The sequence below is a fragment of the Streptomyces sp. NPDC048664 genome, from assembly GCF_040650555.1.
GTDB lineage: Bacteria > Actinomycetota > Actinomycetes > Streptomycetales > Streptomycetaceae > Streptomyces.
The window spans coordinates 104,474-125,693 of record NZ_JBEZHK010000003.1 but is presented as its reverse complement, the minus strand read 5'-3'; the positions used below and the strand labels follow the sequence as shown (position 1 = coordinate 125,693).

Below are 21,220 nucleotides of genomic sequence, written 5' to 3'. Positions count from 1 at the left end.
GACGATGAACCAGGAGCAGGACCAGGACCAGGAGCACACCGGGCCGGCCGTGCCCCAGACCCGCACCGCACGCCACCGGCGGATCGTGGACATCCTCAACCGCCAGCCGGTGCGCTCCCAGAGCCAGTTGGCGAAGCTCCTCGCCGACGACGGGCTGAACGTCACCCAGGCGACGCTCTCCCGGGACCTGGACGAGCTGAACGCGGTGAAGATCCGCAACACCGACGGCGACCTCATCTACGCGGTCCCCAGCGAGGGCGGCTTCCGCACCCCGCGCGCACCGCTCGGCGGGTCGGCCAAGGAGGAGCGGATGCGGCGCCTGTCCCAGGAACTGCTCATCTCCGCGGAGGCGTCGGCCAACCTCGTGGTCCTGCGCACCCCGCCGGGCGCCGCCCAGTTCCTGGCCTCGGCGATCGACCAGGCGGAACTGCACGACATCCTCGGCACGATCGCGGGCGACGACACGCTGATGCTGATCAGCCGTGACCCCTCCGGCGGGCAGGCGCTGGCCGACCATCTGCTGGGGCTGGCGCAGAAGAACCACTGAACGAACCGGTACACCGATGTCGCGGGCCCCGCCGAACCGGCGGGGCCCGCGACATCGGACGGGTCAGCCCAGGCGCGCGGCCAGTCCCGACGTGCAGCGCACCTCGTCGCCCGCCGTGATCAGCAGGGCCTCCACGTCGGGCAGCGACTCCAGCCAGTCCAGCGCCTGACGCGACCCCATCGCGAACGCCGCCGTCGCCCAGCAGTCCACCCAGGTCAGCCGGGGGCCCACCACGGTCACCGCGACCAGGTCCGTGACGGCGGGCCCGCCGGTGCGCGGGTCGATGATGTGGGCGCCCCGCTCGGCGGTCCCGGAGGTGGCCACGGCCGACGCGTCCGCGCCCGCCGCCGACACCACCGCCGCCAGCCCGCCGGGGCGCAGCGGATCCGTCACGCCGACCCGCCAGGGCCGGTGCGGGCCCGGTGCGCCGTACATCTGCACGTCGCCGCCGCCGTTGACGCTGACTCCGCTCGCCCCGGCCGCCGCCAGGTCCCGGGCCGCCCGTTCCACGGCCCAGCCCTTCACGATCCCGGTCGGGTCGATCCGCCCGCTGTACCGGGTGCTGAACCAGCCGTCGCTGAGCCGCTCCGCCTCGGCACCGAGCGCGAGCACCTCGGCCACCTCCGGATCGCACTCCTCGACGCTCATCTCCCCGCGGGCCAGCCGGGAGATCTGGCTGTCCTCGCGGTAGGTGCTGAACACCGCGTCCACACGGTGCAGTGAGGCGACGGCCTGCTCCAGCGCGGACCGCGTCACCTCGGGGTCGCCGCCGCGCACGTCGAAGGAGACGACGGTGCCCATCACCTCTTCCGCGTGGCGCAGCGCGGGCGACGCCTCGGCCGGCCCGGTCATCCGCGTGCCCATTCAGCCATCGGCCTTGTCCAGGGCCGACTGGAGGGACTGCTTGTAGCCGCCGCTGGTGTAGGTCGCACCCGAGACCGCGTCGATGTCCGCGTTCTGCGCGGTCACCGCCTCCTGGTTGAGCTTCGGTACGGCCATGGCGGTCTTCTGGTCGCTGAGGCCGCCCTTGGGCGCCTGCACCGCCTCGGCCCTGGTGACCTTGCGGCCCTGGAGGGTCACCCGTACCTGCACCGGGCCGTACTGCGTCTGCGCCACGGTGCCCGTCACCGTGCGGGCCCCCGCCTGCGCGGAGCCGCCCGCGGAAGAGCCCCCGGTGGGGGCCGCCTTCGCCTTGTCGATGGCCGACTGGAGGGACTGCTTGTAACCGCCGCTGGTGTAGGTCGCGCCCGAGACCGCGTCGATCCGCGCGTTCTGCGCGGTCACGGCCGCCTGGTTGAGCTTGGGCACGGCCATGGCGGTCTTCTGGTCGCTGAGGCCGCCCTTCGGTGCCTGCACCGCCTCGGCCCGGGTGATCCTGCCGTCGCTGACCGTCAGGCGCACCTGCACGGGACCGTACTCGGTCCGGGCCACATCGCCGGTGACGGTCCGCGCGCCGGTCTGCGGGCCGCTGCCGCCCTGCGGCGCCTCCTGGGCCGCCGCGTTCTGCTGGGGCGCCGCTCCGGCCTGGGCCGAGGCGGGTCCGGACGCCGGCTTCAGCGACAGCAGCAGCACGATCCCGGAGACCGTGGCGGCGCCCGCGAGCACGGCGCGCCGAAGGGGATGGCTCTTCCTCATCGTTCCTGAGCTCCTGAGATCCCGTCGCTCACATCTCGAACGACTCGTGATGGATGCGGCGGGCGGGGACTCCCGCGCCGCGCAGTGCGTCGTACACCTGCTGCGCGAACCCGGGCGGCCCGCACATGAAGACGTCGTGGTCGTCGATGTCCGGCAGCTTCCGGCGCAGCGTCTCCGCCGAGATGTCCGGACGTTCGCCCTCGGGGCTGTTGACCGCGTACATCAGCCGGGCGCCGCGTTCCTCGGCGATCTGGGCGAGTTCGTCCCACAGGGCGAGATCCTGGGTGCTGTTGGCCCGGTACAGCAGGGTCAGATCGCCCGCGGAGCCCGGCAGCGTCTCGAACAGCGCCCGCATCGGGGTGATGCCCACGCCGCCCGCCACCAGCAGCACCTTGCCCCGGCTGCGCCGGGAGGCGGTCAGCGCCCCGTAGGGCCCCTCGGCCCAGACCCGGGTGCCGGGCTCCAGCTCGCGCAGTGCCGAGCTGTGGTCGCCGATCGCCTTGACCGTGATGCGGAGCATGGTGGGGCGGGGCGCCGCCGACAGCGAGTACGGGTGGGAGCTGAAGCGCATGCCGGGCGCGAGGAACCGCCAGCGGAAGAACTGCCCGGCCTCCGCGCCCATCCGGTGCAGCCTGCGGCCGCTCATCAGCACCGACACGATGCCGGGCGACTCCTCGATGACCGCCTCCACCCGCAGCCGGTGGCGGACGTTCAGCCGGACCGGCATGAGGACGCGGTACCAGACCACCAGCGCGGTCACCGTCCCGTACAGCGCGTACCACGCGGTCTTCGCCTCCGGCTGCCCGGCGAACTCGTTGCCGGTCGACAACTGGTGCCAGAACGACAGATAGGTGGCCGCGTAGGTGAGCAGATGGACGTGGTACCAGAGGTCGTAGGACAGCCTGCGGCGCACGGGGCCCATCGAGATGAGCCCGATCAGCACCAGCAGCCCGGTGCCGATGGCCGCCTTGCCCACGTCCGGAAGCTGCTCGACGGAGTCGACGGTCTGCTGGACGATCCCGCCGAAGCCCTTGCCCGACTGGAGGGCGTAGCCCCACATGGTCAGGACGATGTGGGCGAGGACGAGGCTGATGGTGTAGCGGCCGCTCATCGCGTGCCAGCGCGCCACCCGGTCGGAGCCGACCCGGCGTTCCAGCGCGGGGACGCGGGCCATCTGGAGGACGACCAGCGCCATGAGATAGCCGGCGAGCAGGCCGGTGATCCGTCCCGCGTTCAGGATTCTGCTGTTGTTGTCGGCGATGGACGGCGTGTTCGTCCACCACAGCCAGACGACGCCCGCCGCGCCCGCCCAGACGGCGGCGAGCAGCGGGACGGCGGGGGAGCGGCGTGGGCGGATGGCGCGCATCGTCTGGCGCCGCGCGGCGCGGCCACCGGCGATCGTGGACACGGTCTCCTCCGTGATCCTGCGTGGGACGGGCGAGGCCAGCGGCCTCCTTGGTCCTCAGGTACGTGGCGGAGGAGCCGCGCGTTCAACCCGTCACCGACTCCGGTGCCGACCCGGTGCGGGCGGCGGGGCCTCAGTACCGGGTGATCGCGGTCGCCCCGCCCCGGGTCCCGATGGCGATACGCGCTCCCCGCCCGGGATCGACCCACCCCAGCAGCGCGCGCATCGCCCCTTCCGGGACGGACACGCACCCGGCGGTCGCCCCCTTCCCGTCGACGTGCAGAAAGATCCCGGCTCCCCGTCCCCGCACCGGCTCGGCGTAGTTGAACCCGATCACCAGCGCGTGGTCGTACTGCGGCACGAACGCGGCCAGATGCTCGGACTCCGACGCCCGGCAGTCCCCGGCGAGCGGCTGCGTCCAGCGGTTGTAGAACAGCGAGTCGTTGTCCTGGCACCACCACGAGTCCTCCCGCACCCGCCGGTACGCCACCCGCGTTCCCGCCGGCGCCGCCTTGGCGCCGAATCCGAAGGGCAGATCGAAGAGCCCCGTCGGCGTCGTGTCCGTGTTCTGCCGCCGCGAGGCGCCCTCGGCCAGGCCGCGCGCCCCGAACCGCGCGGGCGCGGATCCCGTCCGGACCCACCGGCCGCCCCGCCGGTCCCACCAGGTGAGGGTGCCCGTGGTGGCGTCGGTCGAGGCCGCCACGGCGGTGATCAGCTGTGTACCGCCGCCGCTGTCCGCCATCCGGTCCGGCAGGGGCACCTGCCGGGCGGTGCCCGCCCAGGCGGCGAGCAGGGGGAGGCAGGCGCAGGCGAGGGCGGCGGCGATACCGGGACGCATGGGTCACAACGTAGAAGGAGGCAGCGGAAGGGGCAATCCTGGCAGTCCGTCAAGGCTGTGTTCGATGTGCTCTTTCCCCCGGAAGTACCCGTCGAGGGTGGTGTCGTCCTCGCGGGAGAACCGCCGGGCGTGCAGATCGCGGTCCTCGTCGTACGACATGAAGGGGACCGCGTAGCCGCAGGAGTCCCGGATGAGCCGCGCCGTCACGACGATGACCGCGCGCAGCCCGTGCGCGGCCGGGTCGATGTCGGGGAACCGGGCGAGGAGCTCAGGGAAGCGGGGGTCGTCGCGGAAGACGGGCTCGCCGTCGCCGTGCACGCGCACGATGTTCGGCGGGCCCTGGAAAGCGCACCACATGAGGGTGATGCGGCCGTTCTCCCGCAGGTGCGCGATGGTCTCGGCGTTGCTCCCGGCGAAGTCCAGATAGGCAAGGGTGCGCTCGTCCAGGACGGCGAAGGAGCCCTTGAGGCCCTTGGGAGAGAGGTTGACCGTGCCCGCGTCGGACAAGGGGGCGGTGGCGGTGAAGAAGAGGGGCTGTTCCTCGATGAACGTCCGGAGCCTGCCGTCGATGCGCTCGTAGGTCTTTCCCATGCCCCGATCATGCGGCACGTTCTTTCGCCTGTCTAACGAAATGCTCCGGCCCGGCCTGGTTGACGAATCATGCAGACTTCTGCATACTCATGCATATCAGCGAATGCACTGAGAGGGAGAAACCCGTGACCGAGCGCGTCGTACTCGCCTACTCCGGCGGTCTGGACACCTCCGTCGCCATCGGCTGGATCGCCGAGGAGACGGGCGCCGAGGTCATCGCCGTTGCGGTCGACGTCGGCCAGGGCGGCGAGGACCTGGACGTCATCCGTAAGCGCGCCCTGGCCTGCGGCGCCGTCGAGGCCGAGGTCGCCGACGCCAAGGACGAGTTCGCCGACGAGTACTGCCTCCCGGCGATCAAGGCCAATGCCCTCTACATGGACCGCTACCCGCTGGTCTCGGCCCTCTCGCGGCCGACCATCGTCAAGCACCTCGCCGCCGCCGCCAAGAAGCACGGCGCCTCCACGGTCGCCCACGGCTGCACCGGCAAGGGCAACGACCAGGTCCGTTTCGAGGCCGGCATCGTCGCGCTCGCCCCCGACCTCAAGTGCATCGCCCCGGTCCGCGACTACGCGATGACCCGGGACAAGGCCATCGCCTTCTGCGAGGCCAAGCAGCTCCCGATCGCCACCACCAAGAAGTCCCCGTACTCCATCGACCAGAACGTCTTCGGGCGCGCCGTCGAGACGGGCTTCCTGGAGGACATCTGGAACGCCCCGATCGAGGACATCTACGAGTACACGTCCAACCCGGCCGAGATCCGCGAGCCCGACGAGGTGGTCATCACCTTCCAGCAGGGCGTCCCGGTGGCGATCGACGGCAAGCCCGTCAGCGTGCTCCAGGCCATTCAGCAGCTCAACGAGCGCGCCGGCGCCCAGGGCGTCGGCCGGATCGACATGGTCGAGGACCGACTGGTCGGCATCAAGTCCCGCGAGGTCTACGAGGCCCCGGGCGCGATCGCCCTGATCACCGCCCACCAGGAGCTGGAGAACGTCACGGTCGAGCGTGAGCTCGCCCGCTACAAGCGCCAGGTCGAGCAGCGCTGGGGCGAACTGGTCTACGACGGCCAGTGGTTCTCCCCGCTCAAGCGCGCCCTGGAGGGCTTCATCGACGAGGCCAGCCAGCATGTCTCCGGCGACATCCGCATGACCCTGCACGGAGGCCGCGCGGTCGTCACCGGCAGGCGCTCCCAGGAGTCGCTGTACGACTTCAACCTCGCCACCTACGACACCGGCGACACCTTCGACCAGTCCGCGGCCAAGGGCTTCATCGACATCTACAGCCTGTCGTCGAAGATCGCGGCCAAGCGCGACCTGGCGTAGCGGCGAGGCCGCGACCCCGCGCGGGACAGGGGCCGGCCCCCGTCCACCCGCTAGCCTGACGACCGCCTCCCCGCTCGCCGAGAGTGGGGAGGCGGTCGCACACCGCCACCACCCGAGGAGCATCGCAAGTGAGCAGCAACAGCGGCGACGTACGGCTCTGGGGCGGCCGTTTCGCCGACGGCCCCGCCGAGGCCCTGGCCAAGCTGTCCGCGTCCGTCCACTTCGACTGGCGGCTCGCCCCCTACGACATCGCCGGCTCCCGCGCCCACGCGCGCGTCCTGCACAAGGCCGGGCTCCTCGACGACGACGAGCTGACACGCATGCTCCAGGGGCTCGACCGCCTCGAAGCCGACGTGGCCTCGGGCGAGTTCACCGGCACCATCGCCGACGAGGACGTCCACACCGCCCTGGAGCGGGGCCTGCTGGAGCGTCTCGGCCCCGACCTCGGCGGCAAGCTGCGCGCGGGCCGCTCGCGCAACGACCAGGTGGCCACCCTCTTCCGGATGTACCTGCGCGACCACGCCCGCACCCTCGGCGGGCTGATCGCCGAACTCCAGGACGCCCTGGTCGGCCTCGCCGAGGCCCACTCGGACGTGGCCATGCCCGGCCGCACCCACCTCCAGCACGCCCAGCCGGTGCTCTTCGCGCACCATGTCCTCGCCCATGCCCAGGCCCTGTCCCGGGACGCGGAGCGGCTGCGCCAGTGGGACGAGCGCACGGCGGTGTCGCCGTACGGGTCGGGCGCGCTCGCGGGCAGCAGCCTCGGCCTGGACCCGGAGGCGGTCGCCGAGGAACTCGGCTTCGAGCACGGCAGCTCGGGCAACTCCATCGACGGCACGGCCGCCCGCGACTTCGCCGCCGAGTTCGCCTTCATCACCGCGATGATCGGCGTCAACCTCTCGCGGATCGCCGAGGAGATCATCATCTGGAACACGAAGGAGTTCTCCTTCGTCACGCTCCACGACGCCTTCTCCACCGGCTCCTCGATCATGCCGCAGAAGAAGAACCCGGACATCGCCGAGCTCGCGCGCGGCAAGAGCGGCCGTCTGATCGGCAACCTCATCGGGCTCATGGCCACGCTCAAGGCCCTGCCTCTCGCGTACAACCGGGACCTCCAGGAGGACAAGGAGCCGGTCTTCGACTCCATCGACCAGCTGGAGGTGCTGCTCCCGGCCTTCACCGGGATGACGGCCACGCTGACCGTGCACCGCGAGCGCATGGAGGAACTGGCCCCGGCCGGCTTCTCGCTCGCCACCGACATCGCCGAGTGGCTGGTCAAGCAGGGTGTTCCGTTCCGTGTCGCCCACGAGGTGGCCGGCGAGTGCGTGAAGGTCGCGGAGGGCGAGGGCAAGGAACTGGACGAACTCACCGACGAGCAGTTCGCGAAGATCTCCGTCCATCTGACCCCCGAGGTGCGCTCCGTCCTCAGCGTGCCCGGCGCCCTCGCCTCCCGCGACGGCCGCGGCGGCACGGCCCCCGCCGCCGTCGCCCGGCAACTCGCCGAGGTGAAGGCGGACCTGGCCGCCCAGCACGCCTGGGCCACCGCCAAGCGGAACAGGTAGCGGCTGCCGAACACGAGGGGTGTCGCGGGATAGGTTGGTCGTCAGCCGCAAGGAGCCGACCGAAACGGAGCCCGCGATGCCCTTCTCACGCCTGGCCTCGGCGACGACTCCCACCTGCCACATCGGCCTGGGCCTCGCCGCCGTCGGCCGACCGGGGTACATCAACCTCGGCCGCGACCGGGACCTGCCGTCCGTGCGCAGCGTGGACGCGCTGCGCGAACGCACCCACGACCTGCTGGACGCCGCCTACGCGCAGGGCGTCCGCTACGTCGACGCGGCCCGCTCCTACGGCCGTTCCGAGGAGTTCCTCGCCGAGTGGCTCCGGGCGCGCCCCGACGCCGCCGACGTCGTGGTCGGCAGCAAGTGGGGCTACACCTACACCGCCGACTGGAGCACCGAAGCCGAGCGGCACGAGGTCAAGGACCACGGGGTCGAGACGTACGAGCGGCAGCGCGCCGAGACGGCCGAGCTGCTCGGCGACCGGCTCGACCTCTACCAGATCCACTCGGTGACCCCGGACAGTCCGGCTCTCACCGACCCGAAGCTCCACGCCCGGCTCGCCGAGGCGGCGGCGGACGGTGTCACGATCGGCTTCTCCACCAGCGGTCCGGCGCAGGCCGAGGCGATCCGCGCCGCGATGGCGGTCACGGTCGACGGGGAGCCCCTGTTCCGTACCGTCCAGTCCACCTACAACCTGCTGGAGACCTCGGCCGCGCCCGCGCTGGCCGAGGCACACGCCGCCGGGCTCACGGTGATCGTCAAGGAAGCCATGGCGAACGGGCGGCTGACCGGCCCGGACGTGCCCGAGGCGCTGAGGTCCGTGGCCGAGGAGACCTCGTTCGGCCATGACGCGGTCGCCCTGGCCATGGTCCTGCGCCGGCCCTGGGCGGGCGTGGTCCTGTCCGGCGCCGCCACCGTCAGCCAGCTCGGCTCCAATCTGCACGCCGCCGTGGTCGACCTCGGTGAGGAGCAGCTCGCCCGCCTGGACCGCCTGGCCGAGGAGCCGCGGACGTACTGGGAGCGGCGCGGGCACCTGCCCTGGCACTGAGGGCTGAGCCCGACACCCGACAAAAGCGCAGGTCAGCGACGAGCCATGAGACTCACGCGCCTCTCATGAGACATTGATGTCTCATGTGCGTTACCCTTGTCTCATGGCAGTCGATCGTGACCACGTGCTGCGCAGCGCAGCCACCCTGCTCACCCGGAAGTCCACCGCCACGATGGACGAGGTCGCCAAGGCCTCCGGGATCAGCCGGGCCACGCTGCACCGCCACTTCGCCGGGCGCGACGCGCTGGTGTGCGCGCTGGAGGACCTCGGCATCGCCGAGTGCGAGGCGGCGCTGGACGCCGCCCGGACCGACGAGGGACCGGCCCGGGAGGCCCTGCGCCGCTTCGTGGCCGAGGTCGAGCCCGCCGCGGCCCTGCTCGCCTTCCTGTACAGCGAGAACCAGCTCTTCGAGGGCGAGGCGCAGAACGCGGGCTGGACCCGCATCGACACCCGGATCGCCGCGCTGTTCCGGCGGGGGCAGGCGAGCGGGGAGTTCCGCATCGACCTCACCCCCACCTGGCTCACCGACGCCCTCTACGGCCTCCTGGCCTCGGGCGCCTGGTCGGTCGCGGAGGGGCGTGTCGCCCCCAAGGACTTCACCTACCTGACCGTCGAGCTGATGCTCGGCGGCGCACTGCGGAGAGAGGAATCATGAGCAGCGTTCTGCGTCCTGCCGTCACGATGTCGCAGGAGCGGCGTCCGGGGCGGTGGATCGCGCTCGGCGTGCTCGTGCTCGCCGTGCTGCTGGTGGCCGTGGACGCGACCGTCCTCGGTCTCGCCACCCCGTACATCAGCGAGGACCTCGAACCGTCGGGCACGCAGCTGCTCTGGATCGGTGACGTCTACTCGTTCGTCATCGCCGGACTGCTCGTCTCCATGGGCAGCCTGGGCGACCGCATCGGCCGCAAGAAGATCCTGCTCTGCGGCGCCACCGCCTTCGGACTGATATCCGTCCTCAACGCGTACGCCCCGACGGCGCAGACGATGATCGGCGCGCGGGCTTTGCTCGGTGTCGCCGGCGCCACGCTGATGCCCGCCACGCTCGCCCTGATCCGGAACATCTTCCACGACCCGCGTGAGCGCAGCCTCGCCGTGGGCGTCTGGGGCGCCGCCGCCTCGGCCGGCACGGCGATCGGCCCGATCACCGGAGGGTTCCTGCTCGAACACTTCTGGTGGGGCTCGGTCTTCCTCATCAACCTGCCCGTGATGGTGGTCCTCGTCGTCGTCGGCGTCAGGACACTGCCCGAGTCCCGCAACCCGAACCCGGGTCCCTGGGACCTGGCCAGTGTGGTGCTGTCGCTCGTCGGCATGGTCGCCATCGTGTACGCCGTCAAGGAGGCCGCCGCCGAGGGCTTCACCTGGCCCGCCGCGGCCACCGGTGTGCTGGGGGCCGCCGCGCTGTACGGCTTCGTGCGCCGCCAGCTGACGCTGCCCGTCCCGCTGCTGGACATGCGGCTGTTCCGCCACCGCGGCTTCAGCGGTGCCGTGCTCGCGGACCTGCTGACCGTCCTCGGTATGTCCGGGCTGGTCTTCTTCCTCTCGCAGTTCCTCCAGCTGGTGCAGGGCATGCGGCCGTTCGAGGCCGGGCTCGCCGAACTCCCGGCCGCGGTCGGCGCGGTCGCGGCGGGACTGGTCGCGGGCGCGGCGGCCCGGCGGTTCACCGTGCGGGCCGTGGTCTCCGGCGGGCTGGCGGCGGTGGGGCTCGCGCTCGCCGCCCTCACCGTCCTCGACCGGGTCACCGGCTACCCGCTCATAGGGGCGGCCCTGCTGGTCGTGGGTGTCGGCGCGGGACTGTCGTTCACCGTGACCGCGGACGTGATCCTCTCCAGCGTGCCCAAGGACCAGGCGGGCGCGGCGTCCGCGGTCTCGGAGACGGCGTACGAACTGGGCGCCGCGCTGGGCATCGCGCTGCTCGGCTCGATCGTGACCGGCGTCTACCGGGGCTTCACCGCCCCGCCGGGCACACCCGACGCGGCCCACGAGTCCCTGGGCGGCGCGGTGGAGGCGACCCACCGACTGCCCACGAGCACCGCCGAGCCCCTCCTGACCGCGGCCCGCGACGCCTTCGTGGAGGGCCTGCGCCTGGCCACCGGCGCAGGAGCGGCAGTCCTGCTGGCCACAGCGGTGGCGGCCTGGTTCCTCCTGAAGAACCAACACCTGGAATCCCACCCCCACACCTGACCCGCGTGCGCGGGCCGAAAAGGGGCGCGGGGAACCGCGCAAAACCCACGACGCACCCGCACTCGACAACGCGCGTGCGGGGATCGAAAGGGGGCGCGGGGAACTGCGCGAAAACCCACGACGCACCCGCACCTGACAACGCCGCTGCGTGGGCCGAAAAGGGGCGCGGGGAACTGCGCAAAAAACCTCAACGCAGAACGCACCCGCACCCGACAACGCCCCCGCCGGTCGCAGCCCCCCCGCTACGCCGCCTTCGCCTTGGTGGCGTACATGTCCACGTACTCCTGCCCGGACAACCGCATGACCTCGGTCATCACGGAGTCGGTGACGGCCCGCAGCACATACCGGTCCCGGTCCATCCCCTCGTACCGCGAGAACTCCATCGCCTCGCCGAAGCGCACCGTCACCTTGCTGGGCCGAGGCAACCCCGCCCCGCCCGGCTGGATGCGATCCGTCCCGATCATCGCGAACGGCACCACCGGCGCCCCGGTCATCAACGTGAGCCGGGCGATCCCCGTACGCCCCCGGTACAGCCGGCCGTCGGGCGAGCGCGTGCCCTCGGGGTAGATGCCGAAGACCTGGCCCTCCTCCAGGATCCGCCGCCCGGTCATCAGCGCCGCGACCCCGCCCTTGCCGCCGTCGCGGTCGACGGGGATCATGCCGACGCCGGTGAAGAACCAGGCCATCAGCCGGCCCTTGAACCCCTTGCCGGTGACGTACTCGTCCTTGCCGATGAAGAGGACCTGACGGTCGCAGACCAGCGGAAGGATCATCGAGTCGATGAACGTCACATGGTTCCCGGCCAGGATCACCGGCCCCTCGCCCGGGATGTTCTCCGCGCCCTCCACCTGTGGGCGGAACATCAGGCGCATGATCGGTCCGAGCACTGCCTTGATGAGCGCGAAGCGGGACAACGGGTCCTCCGGTGTCAAGGGAAGCGGTATGAGTCTGTGCAGGTGAGGACGATACTCGGGGAAGGCGGCGGGACGCACATCAGGTCACGTCCTGGATACGCCCCGTCGACCACTGTTCACCTGCGACGGCGTCGTGTCGCACGTCCGACATCCCCCGGACGGCTGTGACACATGTCGCGCCGGGGGTGACGCTCCGTCAATCCGGTTGCCCCGCCCTCCCTCACCCATGCACCCCGCACGACGATCCGCGTGCACGACGTGTTCCCGAGGGGGCCTCCCGGCCGTCACGCCCTTCCCCCTACGATCGAGACCGTTTCTGACGGATGCGACGGAAGGAACCCATGGAAACGCGGGAGTCGTACGAGCAGGGACGGCACGAGCAGGGACGGGCGGCGACCGGACGGCGGGCGCTGCTCGGCGCCGCCGTCCTCGGCGCGGGTGGGGCGGTCCTCGGCCTGCCCGGCACCGCGAGCGCGGGCGCGCGGCACGGCGGCGGACTGGAGGGCCTGCCCGTCCCCACGATCATCGGCCACCGCGGTGCCAGCGGATACCGGCCGGAACACACCTTCGGCTCCTACCAGCTGGCGCTGGACCTGGGCGCCGACATCGTCGAGGCCGGCGACCTGGTGCCCACCAGGGACGGCCACCTGGTGTGCCGTCACGAGCCGGAGATAGGCGGCACGACCGACGTCGCGAACCACCCCGAGTTCGCGAACCGCAAGACCACGAAGGTGCTGGACGGCGTCTCCACGACGGGCTGGTTCACCGAGGACTTCACGCTCGCCGAACTCAAGACCCTCCGCGCGGTGGAGCGCATCCCCGCCACCCGCCAGCGCAACACCCTCTACGACGGCCGCTGGGAGATACCCACCTTCGAGGAGGTGCTCCACTGGCAGGACGAGCAGACCCGCAAGCGCGGCAGGCAGGTGTGGATCTACCCCGAGATCAAGCACCCGACGTACTTCCGCAAGCTGGGGCTCGGACTCGAGGAGCGGCTCGCGAAGATCCTGCGCCGGCACGGCAAGGACGGCAGGCGCGCCCCGGTCGCCGTCCAGTCCTTCGAACCGACCAGCCTCCAGCGGATGCACAAGCTCGTCGGCAACCCGCTCCTCGTCCTGCTGTCCACGGCGAACAGCCGCCCCTGGGACTTCGTGGAGACGCACGACCCGCGCACCGTCGCCGACCTCGTCACCCCGAAGGGCCTCGCCGAGATCGCGTCGTACGCGCGGGGCATCGGTCCGACCCTGGACCTCGTCATCCCGAAGGACGCGAAGGGCAATCTCACCGAGCCGACCACGCTCGTCGCCGACGCGCACGCCGCGGGCCTCCTCCTGCACCCGTACACGATGCGCGACGAGAACACCTTCCTGCCCACCGACTTCCAGAAGGGCACCGACCCGAACGCCTACGGCGACGTCTTCGGCGCCTTCCGGAGGTACTTCGAGACGGGCATCGACGGCGTCTTCACCGACAACGCCGACACCGGAGTGCTCGCCCGCGAGGACTACCTGCGCCGCTGAGCCGCCCGGCGTCAACACCAGGCGGAGATCACCCCGGTTGGGGTGACGCGCGGCCGCCCCGGCAACCCGTCGCCGGGGCGGCCGCGTCCCGTGGCATATGACCCACCCCTTGCTCACGGACCTGCGTCCGCTGCTGCTCGCGGAGGCCGCCGCCGAGGCGCGGGCCTGCGGGATGGAGCCGTGCGACCTCGAACAGGCGGTGTGGCTGCGGCTGCTGGAACGGCTCCGGGCGAACCGCGCGCCCACCGACCCCTCGGCATGGCTGCGGCGCGCCGTCCGCACCGAGGCGCGCAGGGGCCGCCGCACCGCCCGGCGTGAACTGCCCTACCCCGACGAGCCCGTGGACGACACCGGCCCCGGCCCCGAGCAGCGGGCGCTGATGGCCGCACGCGGCCGGGCGCTGCACGCGGCCGTCCACCGGCTTCCCGGCCGCTGCCCGCGGCTCGTCGGCGCGCTGCTGTCCCCGCGGGATCCGACCTACCGGGAAATCGCGGGGGAGTTGGGTATCTCACAGGGCAGTCTCGGCCCCGAACGCTCCAAATGCCTCGGTTGTCTGCGGCGTTTGCTGGCGACGGAGGTTGCGGCCCGCTGAGCGCGGGGATAGGAGTGAGGGACTGTCGGTGATCAGGTGAGCGGGAGGCGTGCGCGCATGGGCATGAGCGTGACCATCTCGGTGGCGACCGCGCAGGACGCGGAGCGGATCTTCCAACTGCAGTACCTGTGTTTCCAGAGCGAGGCCGCGCTGTACGGCAACTACCGCATCGCCCCGCTCGTCCAGAGCCTGGACTCCGTCCGCGCGGAGGTCGCGGCCGACTGCGTCTTCGTGGCGCGGCTCGGTGAGGAGGTCATCGGCTCGGTGCGCGGCAGCGTGGCCGAGGACGGCGCGGCGTCCATCGGCACCCTCTGCGTGCACCCGCGCCTCCAGGGCCACGGCATCGGCGCCCGGCTGCTGCGCACGGCGGAGGCGGCGCTGGTCGAGGAGCACGGCGCGAAGAAGTTCCGCCTCAGCGCGGGCCACCGCAGCGAGGGCAACCTGCGGCTGTACCGACGTGTCGGCTACGAGACGGTCGGCACCGCGCAGGGCGCCGACGGAGTCCGGATGATCCTCCTGGAGAAGCAGGCCACGGCGGAGGCCTACGCAGCCACCGCGTGACGACGAGGCGCCGCGCCCCACAGGGGGCGCGGCCACCGTCGCTCAGGCGGCTTCGCTCCGCCGGGCGGAGGCCTTGCGCAGCCAGTACATCGCCGACAGCGGCAGCAGCACCGGAATGAACAGATAGCCCCCGCCGTAGTAGGACCACACGGTGGAGTCGGGGAAGGCGGACGGCTCGACCAGGGTCCAGGTGCCCACGACCAGCACCCCCGCCAGCTCCGCCGCGCAGCACACCAGCGCCGCCCTGCGGGCCTTCTCCCCACCGCGCACCAGCGAGTACGTGATGAAGCCGTAGACGAGCCCGGCGAGGGCCGACAGCGAGTACGCGAGCGGGGCCCTGCCGAAGTCCATGGCGATCTGCACCGCCGAGCGCGACACCGCGCCCACCACCATCACGCCGTACAGCCAGACCAGCAGCATGCCCGGCCCGCTGATGAGCCGCGCCCTCGACGGCTCGCCCCCGGTGTCCTCGCGGGTGTCGTCGCGCGTGACCGTCATCTCAGCCTCCCCAGATGTCGAAGAGCCGCACTTCCAGCACGGCCAGGACCACACCGCCGGCCGCGACCGTCGCGGAACCCCACCGCGTGCGCTCGGCCAGCGACATGAAGGCCACCGCGGGGACGCACGCGAACGCCCCGAGCAGATACGCCACGAAGATCGTCGTGCCCTGTTCCGGCTTCTCGCCGCGCGCCAGCTGGACCACGCCCACGACCAGCTGGACCATGGCCAGCAGCGACACCACGGCCATGCCGATGAAATGCCAGTCCTTCGTCGGCTGATCACGGTAGGCCGCCCAGCCGCACCAGGCGGCGAGCAGCAGCGCGGCGACACCGGTCGCCAGCGTCAGGGCATCAAGCATGCCGTGACTGTATTACGGCTCCGAGGGGCTCCGTGCCCTCGCCCCCGCCGGGCCGCCGCGCCCGCGTGATCGCCGTGGCCTTGACCACAACGCGGCAGGTCGCGGACCGGTCGCGCGGCCGGTGCCGAGGGGGCGGCCGGCCTTGCGCCCGCTGGCCGAGCGCCCGGCCGCGCGACCGGTCCGCGCGGGGCCGAGGACTGTCCATGACTGTCCAGCATCCGGACAGGCCGGGCGGGTCCCGGCCGGGCTTCTGCTTTACTGAACCCATGACCACGACGAGCAGCCGCACCCTTGCGACCGAGGCGACCCTGACGCCCGGTGCTCGTTGTCTGTGTCGAATGCGCGCCTTCTAGAGGGCCCTCGCACCATCTGAGCCTCGCGCCCCGAAGCGAGTGCCGCGGCACGTCCGTACGCCGTGAACGCCGTACACGACAGACGCCGCCCCCACCGCCCGCACGGCGTGGGGACCCCGCCGCGCGCATGTTCTCCGCCGGTCTGCTCGCCCTCGCGAGAACCGTGCCGCGTCCGTGAACGAATCCCCTGTGCCCGGGCACACCCACGCCCGCGCGCTCGACAGTGACGGAATACCCAGTGATCACCACATCGGGCCTGACCAAGGTCTACCGCTCACGCGGCCGCGAGGTCACCGCCCTGGACGGCGTCGACCTGCACGTCCGCGAAGGCGAGGTGTTCGGCGTCATCGGCCAGTCCGGTGCCGGCAAGTCCTCGCTCATCCGCTGCGTCAACCTCCTGGAACGCCCCACCGCCGGCACGGTCACCGTGGCCGGGCAGGACCTCACCGCCCTCGCCGGGCGGGGGCCGCGCGCCGGCCGGGAGCTGCGGCAGGCGCGCAGCCGTATCGGCATGGTCTTCCAGCACTTCAACCTGCTCGCCTCGCGCACGGTCCAGGACAACATCGAGCTGCCGCTGGAGATCCTGGGCACCTCCGGGAAGGAACGTTCCCGCAAGGCGCTGGAGCTGCTCGACCTGGTCGGGCTGGCGGACAAGGCCAAGGCCTACCCGGCACAGCTCTCGGGCGGCCAGAAGCAGCGCGTCGGCATCGCCCGGGCGCTCGCGGGCGACCCCAAGGTGCTGCTGTCCGACGAGGCGACCAGCGCCCTCGACCCGGAGACCACCCGCTCCATCCTCCAGCTGCTGCGCGACCTCAACCGCCGGCTGGGCCTCACCGTCCTGCTCATCACCCATGAGATGGACGTGGTGAAGTCGGTCTGCGACTCCGCCGCCCTGATGGAGAACGGCCGCATCGTGGAGTCCGGCACGGTCAGCGAACTGCTCGCGACCCCGGGCTCCGAGATGGCCGCCGCGCTGTTCCCGGTCGGCGGCGAGGCCACCGGCGCCGACCGCACCGTCCTCGACATCACCTTCCACGGCGAGGCCGCCACCCAGCCGGTCGTCTCCCAGCTCTCCCGCACCTACAACATCGACATATCGATCCTCGGCGCCGCCATCGACACCGTCGGCGGCCTCCAGGTCGGCCGCATGCGCATCGAACTGCCCGGCCGCTACGTGGACAACGTCGTGCCGATCGGCTTCCTGAGGGAGAAGGGCCTGCAGATCGACGTCGTCGGCGCCTCGACCGACCAGCAGTCCGTCCTGGTGAAGGGAAGTGCCAAGTGACCTGGTCCGAGATGCAGCCGCTGCTGTCCCAGGCGGGCTACGAGACGCTGTGGATGGTCCTGTGGTCCACGCTGATCTCCGTCGCGGTCGGGCTCCCGCTCGGCGTCCTGCTCGTGCTGACCGACCGCGACGGACTGCTGCGCAACGTCCTCGCCAGCAAGGTGATCGGCCAGATCGTGAACGTCCTGCGCTCGATGCCGTTCATCATCCTGATGGTCGCCCTGATGGGCTTCACCCGCTGGGTGACCGGGACGACCATCGGCACCGACGCGGCGATCGTGCCCCTCGCCATCGGCGGCATCCCCTTCTTCGCCCGCCTGGTCGAGACGGCGGTCCGCGAGGTGGACGACGGGCTCGTGGAGGCCGTGCAGTCCATGGGCGGCAACACCTGGACCATCGTGCGCAAGGTGCTCGTCCCCGAGTCGCTGCCCTCGCTCATCTCCAGCACCACGACCACGCTGATCGCGCTCATCGGCTACTCCGCCATGGCCGGCACGGTCGGGGGCGGCGGTCTCGGCGACCTCGCCATCCGGTACGGCTACCAGCGCTTCGAGACCGAGCTCATGTGGATCATCGTCGCGATCCTCGCCGTCGTCATCTCCCTGATCCAGTTCGCCGGCGACTACGCGGCCCGCTCCCTGCACCGCCGCGGCGCCCGCTCCGGACCCGTGCCAAGGCTCCGCCTGCTGAAGGCGGGCCGGCCCGCGTCGGCCGACGTGGACCAGGCCGCCTGAGCGGTCCCCCCCGATCTCCCCGTCAGCACCCACGACGGGGTCGCACCACCCTTGCACCACCCTTAAGGAAAGGCACTTTTCGTGCGTAACACCGCCAAGATCACCGCAACCTTCCTCGCCGCCGGAGCCCTCACCCTCGGGCTCACCGCCTGCGGCCCTGACGGTGGCTCCTCCTCGTCCGCCGACACCAGCGGCCCCCTGATCGTCGCCGCGAGCCCGACCCCGCACGCCGAGATCCTCAACTACGTCAAGGACCACCTGGCGAAGAAGGCGGGGCTCGACCTCCAGGTCAGGGAGTTCACCGACTACGTCACGCCGAACACGGCGACCGAGGACGGGTCGGTCGGAGCCAACTACTTCCAGAACCAGCCCTACCTGGACGACTTCAACAAGAAGCGCGGCACCCACATCGTGCCCGTCGTCACGGTGCATCTGGAGCCGCTCGGCCTCTACTCCCACAAGGTGAAGAAGGCCGACGACCTGAAGAGCGGTGCGACCGTCGCCATCCCCAACGACACGGTCAACGAGGCGCGCGCACTGAAGCTGCTCGGCGACAAGGGCCTGATCACCCTCAAGAGCGGCGTGGGCAACGAGGCGACCCCGCAGGACATCGCCGCGAACCCCAAGCACCTGAAGTTCAAGGAACTCGAGGCGGCCCAGACCCCGCGCTCCCTGGACGACGTGGACGCCGCCGTCGTCAACGGCAACTACGCCATCTCCTCCGGGCTCAAGCCCGCCAAGGACGCCCTGTTCCTGGAGTCCGCGAAGGGCAACCCGTACGGCAACTTCCTCGCCGTTAAGAAGGGCAGCGAGAAGGACCCCCGGGTCAAGAAGCTCGCCGCGCTGCTCACCTCGCCCGAGGTGAAGAAGTTCATCGAGGACAAGTACCAGGGATCGGTGATCCCCTCCTTCTGATCCGGCCCTCCTGATCCGGTCGTTCGACCGACGGGGTCCGCACCCGCCGACGGGTGCGGACCCCGTCGTGCGTCCGGATGCGTTCATGCTGCATGCTGGGCAGTTCAGCAGGCACTGACGGTTCAACAGGAACCGCCGGTTTCCGAGGTTGAAGTTACGGAGCGGGGCAATGACGAGCACCTTTCCCAACGTGTCCATCAGCACGGAGCGGTTGGTACTGCGCCCGCTCGAGGAGGGCGACGCCCCCGCGCTGGCGGAGATGATGAACGACGAACTGGTCGCCGCCTGGACGGATGTGCCCCAGCCGTTCACCGAGGCGGGCGCCCGCACCTGGATCACCGAGTACGCTCCCGAGCAGCGGGAGACGGGCGGCGGCATCGACCTCGCCGTCACCGAGTTCCTCACCCAGCGCCTCGTCGGCGTGATCCAGCTCGGCAGGACCAACTGGCACGTCAGGTCCACCGAACTGTCCTACGTCGTCGCTTCCTGGGCGCGCGGCGAGGGCTACGCCTGCGAAGCGGCGCTCGCCACCGCTCAGTGGCTCCTCGGCGAGCAGAAGTTCGAACGGATCGAGCTGCGCACCGCGGCCGACAACACCGCCTCCCAGCAGGTCGCCCAGAAGATCGGCTGCATCAGCGAGGGAGTCCTGCGGAACGCGTGCATAGCCCATGTGCGCGGCGACGACGGTACCTGGAGCGACGTGCGGACCGACTTCATCGTGTGGAGCCTGCTGCCCGAGGACCTCGACGGTGTCGGCGAGGAATTCGCCGACACCGACGGATTCACGTCGTTCTCCACCTGGAACTGACACCGGGGAGCCCCTCCCGCCGCCCCCGCCCGTACACCGGCCGGACGGAACGTTTCGCCTCCCGGGGCCGCCCGTACACCCGGACCAGGTACCCTCACGAGGGCCCGCCGAGCGGGCTTTCCCCTGACGACCCGCGTGAACCTCCTGGAGACTGACGACGATGGCCGACCGGGTCACGGTGATCGGCTGGGACGGCTCGCCGCTGACGGCCGCCGCGCGCTCCGCCCTCGCCGCCGCCACGCTCGTCGCGGGCGCGGCCCACCACCTCGCCCTGACCGAGGTGCCGGCCACCGCCGAACGCGTCCGCCTCGGCAGCGTGGCGCTGGGAGCCCGCCGTATCGCCGCCCACCGCGGCACCGCCGTCGTCCTCGCCGACGGCGACCCCGGCTTCTTCGGCGTCGTCCGCACCCTGCGGGCTCCCGAGTACGGCCTGGAGGTCGAGGTCGTGCCCGCCGTCTCCCCGGTCGCCACGGCCTTCGCCCGCGCCGGGATGGCCTGGGACGACGCCCAGGTGGTGGTCGCCCACCCGCGCACCCTGCGCCGTGCCGTGAACGTGTGCCGCGCCCACACCAAGGTCGCCGTCCTCACCTCGCCCGGCGCCGGCCCCGCCGAACTCGGGCTGCTGCTGGACGGTGTCCACCGCACCTTCGTCATCTGCGAGGAACTCGGCACCGAGCGCGAGCAGGTGAGCGTCGTCACCTCCGAGAACGCCGCCGACCACACCTGGCGCGACCCCAACGTCGTCATCGTCATCGGGGGCCCCGTGAGCGCCGCCGACGGCGGCTGGATCGCCGGCCGCGACCCGGGCGCCGGGCCCCGCGGCTGGGCACTGCCCGCCGAGGAGTACGGAGGGGGCCTCGGCGAGGGGGAGACGGACCTGCTGCGCGCCGCCCAGATCGCCCGCCTCGGCCCCCGCACGGGCGACCTGGTCTGGGACATCGGCGCCGGCAGCGGGGCGTTCGCCGTGGAGGCCGCCCGCTGCGGGGCGGCCGTCATCGCCGTCGACCGCCGACCGGACAACTGCGCGCGGATCGAAGCCGCCGCGCGCCGTTTCGGCGTGCAGCTCCAGACCGTGCACGGCACCGCCCCGCACATCCTGGAGAACCTGCCGGAACCCGACGTTGTGCGGGTCGGCGGAGGCGGGGTCGCGGTCGTCTCGGCCGTCGCCGACCGCCGCCCGCGGCGCGTCGTCGCACACGCGGCGACCCGTGACGAGGCCGAACTCATCGGCAGGGACCTGACGGAGCACGGCTACGACGTCGAGTGCGCCCTCCTGCAGTCCGTACAACTCGACACGCGGGCCTGGACGGAGAAGGAACGGAGTGTCGCGTTCCTGCTCAGCGGGCATTTGCCCGAGCGCTCCCCGTGATCGGGTTGTCGTACCGGCGCGGTAGGGTGGCCGATCGTTGTACCGCACGTGACCGGTCCGGCACTTCGCCGGCCGGGGTCCGGGAGGCGCGGCCCGCCCGGGTCGTCCGGGCCGCCCTGACCCGCTCGGGTCGGGTGCGGTACGGCCAGGACCGGAGGGCGCGCAACGTGGCGCAGTCCACAGC

The 21,220-nt window shown here is 71.6% G+C and carries 22 protein-coding genes; 14 read left to right on the top strand and 8 right to left on the bottom strand.

The genetic code is table 11. The features are described 5' to 3' along the window. The first annotated feature begins 4 nt into the window (after positions 1-4). On the top strand, positions 5-547 hold the full coding sequence (locus AB0C59_RS04270; protein ID WP_363000840.1) for an arginine repressor: 543 nt from the start codon (positions 5-7) through the stop codon (positions 545-547). A 63-nt stretch (positions 548-610) separates the two neighbouring features. Here the strand turns inward: AB0C59_RS04270 and AB0C59_RS04265 are convergent, their stop codons facing one another. From AB0C59_RS04265 to AB0C59_RS04245, 5 genes are all read right to left on the bottom strand, one after another. After that, positions 611-1,399: an FAD:protein FMN transferase gene (locus AB0C59_RS04265; protein WP_363001250.1), complete on the bottom strand. Its 789-nt coding sequence runs from the start codon at positions 1,397-1,399 to the stop codon at positions 611-613. Positions 1,400-1,411: 12 nt separating this feature from the next. Beyond that, a complete protein-coding gene (locus AB0C59_RS04260) occupies positions 1,412-2,182 on the bottom strand; it encodes an FMN-binding protein (RefSeq protein ID WP_363000838.1) in 771 nt (256 codons plus the stop codon). Between the two features lie 28 nt (positions 2,183-2,210). Continuing rightward, positions 2,211-3,548, bottom strand: coding sequence for a ferredoxin reductase family protein (locus tag AB0C59_RS04255; protein ID WP_363001248.1), 1,338 nt, complete (start codon positions 3,546-3,548; stop codon positions 2,211-2,213). A gap of 172 nt (positions 3,549-3,720) precedes the next feature. Further along, positions 3,721-4,425 carry a L,D-transpeptidase family protein gene (locus tag AB0C59_RS04250; protein ID WP_363000836.1) on the bottom strand — a complete coding sequence of 235 codons (705 nt, stop codon included), beginning with the start codon at positions 4,423-4,425 and terminating at the stop codon, positions 3,721-3,723. A 3-nt stretch (positions 4,426-4,428) separates the two neighbouring features. After that, positions 4,429-5,016 (bottom strand): pyridoxamine 5'-phosphate oxidase family protein, encoded by a 588-nt coding sequence (locus AB0C59_RS04245; protein ID WP_363000834.1) that lies wholly within the window; start codon positions 5,014-5,016, stop codon positions 4,429-4,431. 125 nt (positions 5,017-5,141) lie between these two features. Between AB0C59_RS04245 and AB0C59_RS04240 the strand changes: the two genes are divergently transcribed. From AB0C59_RS04240 to AB0C59_RS04220, 5 genes are all read left to right on the top strand, one after another. Further along, the gene (locus tag AB0C59_RS04240) at positions 5,142-6,335 is read left to right on the top strand and encodes an argininosuccinate synthase (protein WP_363000832.1); all 1,194 of its coding nucleotides are present in this window, start codon (positions 5,142-5,144) and stop codon (positions 6,333-6,335) included. 128 nt (positions 6,336-6,463) lie between these two features. Next, positions 6,464-7,897: an argininosuccinate lyase gene (argH, locus tag AB0C59_RS04235; protein WP_363000830.1), complete on the top strand. Its 1,434-nt coding sequence runs from the start codon at positions 6,464-6,466 to the stop codon at positions 7,895-7,897. Between the two features lie 76 nt (positions 7,898-7,973). After that, on the top strand, positions 7,974-8,945 hold the full coding sequence (locus AB0C59_RS04230) for an aldo/keto reductase (protein WP_363000828.1): 972 nt from the start codon (positions 7,974-7,976) through the stop codon (positions 8,943-8,945). A 103-nt stretch (positions 8,946-9,048) separates the two neighbouring features. Continuing rightward, positions 9,049-9,600 (top strand): TetR/AcrR family transcriptional regulator, encoded by a 552-nt coding sequence (locus AB0C59_RS04225; RefSeq protein WP_363000826.1) that lies wholly within the window; start codon positions 9,049-9,051, stop codon positions 9,598-9,600. After that, positions 9,597-11,126 carry an MFS transporter gene (locus tag AB0C59_RS04220; protein WP_363000824.1) on the top strand — a complete coding sequence of 510 codons (1,530 nt, stop codon included), beginning with the start codon at positions 9,597-9,599 and terminating at the stop codon, positions 11,124-11,126. Before AB0C59_RS04225 ends, AB0C59_RS04220 begins: the two co-directional genes overlap by 4 nt. A 242-nt stretch (positions 11,127-11,368) precedes the next feature. Here AB0C59_RS04220 and AB0C59_RS04215 read toward each other — a convergent pair whose 3' ends face one another. Further along, positions 11,369-12,040 (bottom strand): lysophospholipid acyltransferase family protein, encoded by a 672-nt coding sequence (locus tag AB0C59_RS04215; protein ID WP_363001246.1) that lies wholly within the window; start codon positions 12,038-12,040, stop codon positions 11,369-11,371. Between the two features lie 341 nt (positions 12,041-12,381). Here AB0C59_RS04215 and AB0C59_RS04210 point away from each other — a divergent pair, with 341 nt between their 5' ends. The 3 genes from AB0C59_RS04210 (at position 12,382) to AB0C59_RS04200 (ending at position 14,713) form a co-directional block, all read left to right on the top strand. Beyond that, entirely contained in the window at positions 12,382-13,560 is a 1,179-nt protein-coding gene (locus tag AB0C59_RS04210; RefSeq protein WP_363000822.1) for a glycerophosphodiester phosphodiesterase, read from the top strand. A 97-nt stretch (positions 13,561-13,657) separates the two neighbouring features. Next, a complete protein-coding gene (locus AB0C59_RS04205) occupies positions 13,658-14,152 on the top strand; it encodes a sigma-70 family RNA polymerase sigma factor (RefSeq protein ID WP_363000820.1) in 495 nt (164 codons plus the stop codon). 57 nt (positions 14,153-14,209) lie between these two features. Beyond that, positions 14,210-14,713 carry a GNAT family N-acetyltransferase gene (locus AB0C59_RS04200; RefSeq protein WP_363000818.1) on the top strand — a complete coding sequence of 168 codons (504 nt, stop codon included), beginning with the start codon at positions 14,210-14,212 and terminating at the stop codon, positions 14,711-14,713. A 42-nt stretch (positions 14,714-14,755) separates the two neighbouring features. Here AB0C59_RS04200 and AB0C59_RS04195 read toward each other — a convergent pair whose 3' ends face one another. After that, complete coding sequence (locus AB0C59_RS04195; protein ID WP_363000816.1) at positions 14,756-15,211, bottom strand: hypothetical protein; 456 nt, start codon at positions 15,209-15,211, stop codon at positions 14,756-14,758. 1 nt (position 15,212) lies between these two features. After that, a complete protein-coding gene (locus tag AB0C59_RS04190; RefSeq protein ID WP_363000814.1) occupies positions 15,213-15,572 on the bottom strand; it encodes a hypothetical protein in 360 nt (119 codons plus the stop codon). A 591-nt stretch (positions 15,573-16,163) separates the two neighbouring features. Here AB0C59_RS04190 and AB0C59_RS04185 point away from each other — a divergent pair. From AB0C59_RS04185 to cbiE, 5 genes are all read left to right on the top strand, one after another. After that, complete coding sequence (locus AB0C59_RS04185) at positions 16,164-17,210, top strand: ATP-binding cassette domain-containing protein (protein WP_363000812.1); 1,047 nt, start codon at positions 16,164-16,166, stop codon at positions 17,208-17,210. Beyond that, positions 17,207-17,944, top strand: coding sequence for a methionine ABC transporter permease (locus tag AB0C59_RS04180; RefSeq protein ID WP_363000810.1), 738 nt, complete (start codon positions 17,207-17,209; stop codon positions 17,942-17,944). Before AB0C59_RS04185 ends, AB0C59_RS04180 begins: the two co-directional genes overlap by 4 nt. An 81-nt stretch (positions 17,945-18,025) precedes the next feature. Beyond that, positions 18,026-18,859 carry a MetQ/NlpA family ABC transporter substrate-binding protein gene (locus tag AB0C59_RS04175; RefSeq protein WP_363000808.1) on the top strand — a complete coding sequence of 278 codons (834 nt, stop codon included), beginning with the start codon at positions 18,026-18,028 and terminating at the stop codon, positions 18,857-18,859. A 169-nt stretch (positions 18,860-19,028) separates the two neighbouring features. Further along, on the top strand, positions 19,029-19,667 hold the full coding sequence (locus tag AB0C59_RS04170; RefSeq protein WP_363000806.1) for a GNAT family N-acetyltransferase: 639 nt from the start codon (positions 19,029-19,031) through the stop codon (positions 19,665-19,667). A gap of 160 nt (positions 19,668-19,827) precedes the next feature. Then, positions 19,828-21,036, top strand: a complete 1,209-nt coding sequence (gene cbiE, locus AB0C59_RS04165) for a precorrin-6y C5,15-methyltransferase (decarboxylating) subunit CbiE (RefSeq protein WP_363000804.1) — start codon at positions 19,828-19,830, stop codon at positions 21,034-21,036. Positions 21,037-21,220: the final 184 nt, after the last annotated feature.